Genomic DNA, 6,158 nt, shown 5'->3' on the forward strand with positions numbered 1-6,158 from the left:
TCTCATGTCGGTGGTGGTTCGCGTGCGGCGTTGACGGTGCAGGATCGTCCGGTTCGGGTGCCGTTGTCGTTGGCTCAGCAGCGTATGTGGTTCCTGAATCAGTTGGACCGCGAGTCGGCAGCCAACAACATTCCGATGGCGATCACGCTCACCGGCGAGTTGAACCAGGCGGCGTTGTACGACGCTGTCATGGACCTCTTGCAGCGTCACGAGGTTCTGCGCACGGTCTACCCCGAGGTGGACGGAATCGGCTACCAACGGATCCTGCCGGCGGCAGCAGTTCCGGTGAATCTGGCTCCCGTGCAACTCGAAGCATCCGGCATCGTTGCGGCGGTGACGGACTTCGTCTCGTCCGGTTTCGATGTCACGGCTGAGGTTCCATTGCGGGCCAAGCTCTTCCAGCTCGCCGAGGACTCGTTTGTACTGGCGATAGTGATTCACCACATCTCCACCGACGGTTTCTCGATGGGCCCGTTGATCCGCGACGTGATGGCTGCGTACTACGCGCGCTCGCAGGGGCAGGCCCCGACGTGGGCGCCCCTGCCGGTGCAGTACGCCGACTACGCGTTGTGGCAGCGCGGGATTCTCGGTTCGGAGAGCGACGCCGAATCCGTTCTGGCAGAGCAGATCGACTACTGGGCAAAGGCTCTCGACGGAGTTCCGGACCAGATCACCTTGCCCAGTGACCGCGCTCGTCCGGCTGTGTTCACCGGTCGGGGAGCCACCTACAGCTTCCCGATTTCCGCAGATGTACACCGCGGACTGGCTGCTGTGGGTCGCGAGCACCAGGCATCGCTGTTCATGGTGATGCACTCGGCGTTGGCAACACTTCTTGCCCGGCTGTCCGGCACCACCGACATCGCAGTCGGCACCCCGGTTGCCGGTCGTGGTGAAGCCGAACTCGACGATCTGATCGGCATGTTCGTCAACACGCTCGTGCTGCGTACCGAGGTGGATCCGGGGATGCGTTTCCTCGATCTGCTTACGTCGGCGCGTGAGAGCGATCTCGCGGCTTTCGCTCACGCAGACGTGCCGTTCGAGCGGCTGGTCGAGGTTCTCGATCCGGTGCGCTCGCAAGCGCACAACCCGTTGTTCCAGGTTGCTTTGGCATTCCAGAACCTGGGGCAGAATCACCTGACGCTGCCGGGACTCGATATCACCGAATTCGATATCGCGGAAACCGTAGCCAAGTTCGACCTTCAGTTGACCCTGGTGGAAGCTGCCGATGGTCACGGCATGACCGCGACCTTCACGTATGCGACGGACCTTTTCGACGAGGGGACAGTTGTCTCCTTCGCCGAGCGGTTGACTAGGATTCTCGAGGCCGTCGCCGTGGATGCGACGCAGGCTGTCGGCGACATCAACATCCTCGAAGCGCCTGAGCGTATCGAATTGACCAGTCGCCGAGCGTCTTCGGGCATCGAGCCGAAGCCGTTGGCCGACATCCTGGCCGAGACCGCGTTGCTGTATCCCTCCAACGAAGCTCTCCGCTACCAGGATCGGTCGATGACGTACGCCGAGGTCGACGAGTGGTCGTCGCGCCTCGCCCGCGTCCTGATCGCTCGCGGTCTGGGCGCCGAAGACCTGGTCGCAGTGTCGATTCCGCGTTCTGTCGAATCGGTCCTGCTGGTGTGGGCGGTATCCAAGACAGGTGCCGCGGTTGTTCCCATCGATCCGCACTACCCGGCTGACCGCATCGCGCATATGGTCTCCGACTCGGGCGTCTCGGTCGGTCTGACCCTCGAAGCGGAACTCGACGGACTCACTGACACTGTCGAGTGGCTCGCGATCGACAGTGCTGCTTGCGCGGAACTGATGGCAGCTCAGGATGATTCACCGATTCGTGACGACGAACGTGTGCGCCGCGTCCTCCCTGCGCACCCGGCCTGGGTGATCTACACGTCGGGCACAACGGGCTTGCCCAAGGGTGTTGTTGCTACCGGTGCAGGCCTCGCGAGCTTCAGTGCAACGCAGGCTCAGCACTACCTGGTGACGCCGAACTCCCGCACCCTGCACTTCGCGTCACCGAGCTTCGACGCGTCGATGCTCGAGCTGTTCCTGGCCGTCGCTACAGGCGCTGCCATGGTGATCGTCCCGACGTCGATCTTCGGCGGCGACGAATTGACCGCGCTGTTCAAGTCCGAACGCGTCACACACGCCTTCATCACGCCCGCGGCGTTGGCTTCCATGGATCCGTCTGGTCTGATCGACCTCGAGGTGGTGGGTGTCGGCGGTGAGGCGTACTCGCCGGAGTTGATGGCCAAGTGGGCGGATCAGCCGAACCGTCGACGTACGTTCCTCAATGTCTACGGTCCCACCGAGACCACTATCGTCACCAATGTCAGTGTGCCGCTGATGCCGGGCGACCGGATGACCATCGGCGGAACCATCGGCGACATGGCCGCGTTTGTTCTCGACACACGTCTGCAGCCCGTCCCCGTCGGCGTTGCCGGTGAGCTGTACCTGTCGGGTCCCCAGGTCACCCGCGGATACCATCGCCGCCCGGGATTGAGCGCGGATCGCTTTGTTGCCAACCCGCACGGCCTGTCCGGTGAGCGCATGTACCGCACCGGTGATGTTGTGCGTTGGACTGATCGATATCAGGTTGAGTACGTGGGCCGCAACGACTTCCAGGTGAAGATCCGTGGCTTCCGTATCGAGCTCGGTGAGATCGACGCGGCACTGACGGCACATTCGAACGTCGAGTTCGCAGCGACGATGGGCACCACACTGACGTCCGGTGCTCCGGCGCTGGTGTCGTACGTGTTTGTCGGCAAGGAATCTGCTGTCAGCTCGGCGGATCTGAGTGAGTTCGTTTCACGCACTCTGCCGGCGCACATGGTGCCTGCGTCGATCATGGTTCTGACCGACATGCCGCTGACCCCGGCCGGCAAGCTGGACCGCAAGGCTCTGCCGGAGCCGGTATTCGAGGTCAAGGAGTTCCGCGCTCCCACGACCGAGATGGAACGCATCCTCAGCGCGGTCTTTGCCGACGTTCTCGGCCTTGATCAGATCGGTACCGACGATTCGTTCTTCGCTCAGGGCGGCGACTCGATCATGTCGATCCAGTTGGTGTCCCGGGCCAAGGCCCGCGGTGTTCTGTTCACGCCCAAGGACGTGTTCGAGAACAAGACGGTGGCGGAGTTGGCAGAGGTTGCCGTCTTCGGCTCCGACGCCGATGCGATCACTGTTCTCGCCGAGATCGAAGGCGGCGGCATCGGTTGGATGCCGCTCACGCCGATCAAGCGATTCATGTTCGAACGGCCGGGCAGTTACCAGCGTTTCAACCAGTTGTTGACATTGGAGTTGCCGCTGGGCATCGACCGGACCGGTGTTGTCGACACACTGGCTGCCGTCATCAATCACCACGACATGTTCCGTTCGCGTCTGGTCGATGATCAGCGTGGTCCGGGCATGGCAGTGTCCGCGCCCGGAACCGTCGACGTGGATTCTTTGGTGCGCCGGGTGCAGGTGGACCCCGCGATTGCGGATACAGAGCTGACGGCCATCGCGTCGGGCGCTCTCGACGACGCTCTCGGCCGGTTGGATCCGGCCGCCGGTGTCATGGCTCAGTTCGTGTGGATCGACTTCGGTGACACACGCACCGGCCGATTGATCGTGGCTGCGCATCACCTGATCGTCGACGGCGTCTCCTGGCGAATCATCGTGCCGGACTTGATTTCCGCGTGGGCCCAGCGCAGTGGCGGAACTGCACCCGTGCTCGAACCGACAGGCACGTCCATGCGTACCTGGGCGCACTCGCTCGCTGCGGAATCACGATCAGACAAGCGACTGGCAGAATTGCCACGTTGGCGTAAGACGCTGTCGACTCCAGACCCGATTCTCGGTTCGCGTGCGTTCGACCCCTCCGTCGACGTTGCGGCAACAGTCGAGCGTGTGCGCGTCGAGGTGCCCACAGGCGTCACTGAAACCCTGCTGACAACTCTGCCCGAGGGGTTCCGCGGCGGAGCCAACGACGGTTTGCTGGCCGGACTTGCTCTGGCACTGGTGCGCTGGCGCCGTGAGCGGGGCATCGACACCGAAGCGGCACTGCTCCAGCTCGAGGGCCACGGCCGCGAAGAGGGCGTCGTCCCGGGTGCCGATCTCTCACGCACCGTCGGCTGGTTCACGGCGGCCTTCCCCGTCGCCCTCGACCTTGCCGGTATCGACATCGACGACGCCTTCGACGCCGGAGCCAGTGCGGGAGCGGCGATCAAGGCAGTCAAGGAGCAGTTGCTCGCCGCTCCCGACAAGGGTGTCGGCTACGGACTGCTGCGGTACGTCAACGACGACACTCGCACCGAACTGTCCAAGCTGAGCAGCGGGCAGGTCAGCTTCAACTACCTGGGCCGCATTGTGGCGGAGGATATTCCGGCCGCAGCGCAAGGCCTCGGATGGATTCCGGCACGCGACTTCTCGGACGTCGCTGCGCCGGAAGACCCGGATATGCCGGCCAACAAGGTTGTCGACATCAACGCGATCGTCAACGACGGTCCTGACGGCGCGGTGCTGGAAGCATCGTTTGCCTTCCCGAACGGATTGCTGAGCGCCACCGAAGTGCAGGCTCTGGCAGACCTGTGGGTCGGTGCACTCACAGCGCTGGCGCAGCACGCACAGACCGTCGGCGCGGGTGGTCTCACGCCGTCGGACGTGCCGCTGGTAACGCTCACTCAGCACGATCTCGATGGGTTCGAGCAGCGTTTCTCGGCGGTGCAGGACGTCTGGCCGTTGGCTCCGCTGCAGTCCGGTCTGCTGTTCCACGCGGTCATGGCCGAGTCGACCGTCGACTTGTACTCCGTGCAGATGGTTCTCTCGCTGTCCGGCCGCGTCGACGCGGATCGCCTCCACGCCGCAGCACAGGCCATCATCGATCGTCACCCGAACCTGCGCACCGCATTTGTGGTCGACGGAACGGGTACGCCGGTCCAGGTAGTTCTCGCTGACATCGACGTGCCGTGGCGCGAACTGGATCTCACCACAATCGCTGACAGCGAAGAACGACGCCGCGAGTTGGATCGGATTCTTGCCGAGGACCAGGCCACACACTTCGACATGTCGAACCCGCCGTTGATCAGGTTCACGCTGATCAAGATCGCGGCGAGCGAATACCGCCTTGTTGTGGCAAACCACCACATCATCCTCGACGGCTGGTCCATGCCCCTGCTGCTCCAGACGCTCCTCGGCCACTACGCCATGCGTGGGAACATTCCCGCTCAGACGCGGTCATTGAGCTACCGGAACTACCTCGCGTGGCTGGTCCAGCAGAATCGCAGTGTGTCCATGGATGCCTGGGCGAAAGCGCTGGGCGGCGTCGAAGAGCCGACGTTGTTGGCTCCCAACGTCGTTGGTCAGGAATTCAGTGCGCTGTCGCAGAAGTTGCAGATCTCGCTCAGCGAATCGGTGACCGCGACACTGACCGGTTTGGCATCGAGGACCGGCGTTACCGCCAACACGATCGTCCAGGCTGCCTGGGCAATTCTGCTGGGACGCATGACCGGTCGCCAGGACATCGTCTTCGGTGCCACGGTCTCCGGCCGTCCGCCACAACTTGACAGCGTCGAGAAGATGGTGGGCCTGTTCATCAACACGCTGCCCGTTCGTGTCCAACTGGATCTGGCCGAGTCCGTCGAGGCATTGCTCTCACGGGTTCAGATCGAACAGGCGGGATTGCTCGATCACCATTACCTCGGCCTGACCGATGTGCAGAGCGCCGCGGGCGTCGGCGGACTCTTCGACACTCTGGTGATCTTCGAGTCCTACCCGGTCGACCGTGACGGTCTTGCAGCGCAAGCAGAGTTCTTGGATGGCATGGTGATCGACGATGTCGCCTCCGACGATTCCACGAACTACCCGCTCACACTGCTGATCGGTCTCGACGACCAACTGCACCTGACGCTTCGTTACCTACCCGACTTCTTCGACGAGTCGTACGCGCAGGCCCTGCTGGGTCGCCTCGAGACTCTGCTGACAGAAATCGGTGAAACGCCCTCTACTGCGGTCGGTGACGTCGAGGTCATGACGGCGTCTGAGCGTGCTTTGGTGCTCGAAACCTGGAACGACACCTCTCGTCCGGTTGTGGGTGGGTTGTTGTTGGATGGTTTTGATTCTGTGGTGGGGGTTTGTTCGGGTTCGCGGGCGGTGGTGTGTGGGGATGTGGT

1 protein-coding gene is annotated in these 6,158 nt (G+C 63.0%); it reads left to right on the top strand.

Going from position 1 to position 6,158, the window contains the following annotated elements; genetic code table 11:
• Nucleotides 1-6,158: amino acid adenylation domain-containing protein (locus tag ACFT1A_RS30860; protein WP_378450096.1), on the top strand; the 6,158-nt coding region annotated here is incomplete at both ends.

This window comes from Rhodococcus sp. NPDC057135, assembly GCF_042670865.1.
Taxonomy (GTDB): domain Bacteria; phylum Actinomycetota; class Actinomycetes; order Mycobacteriales; family Mycobacteriaceae; genus Rhodococcus_F.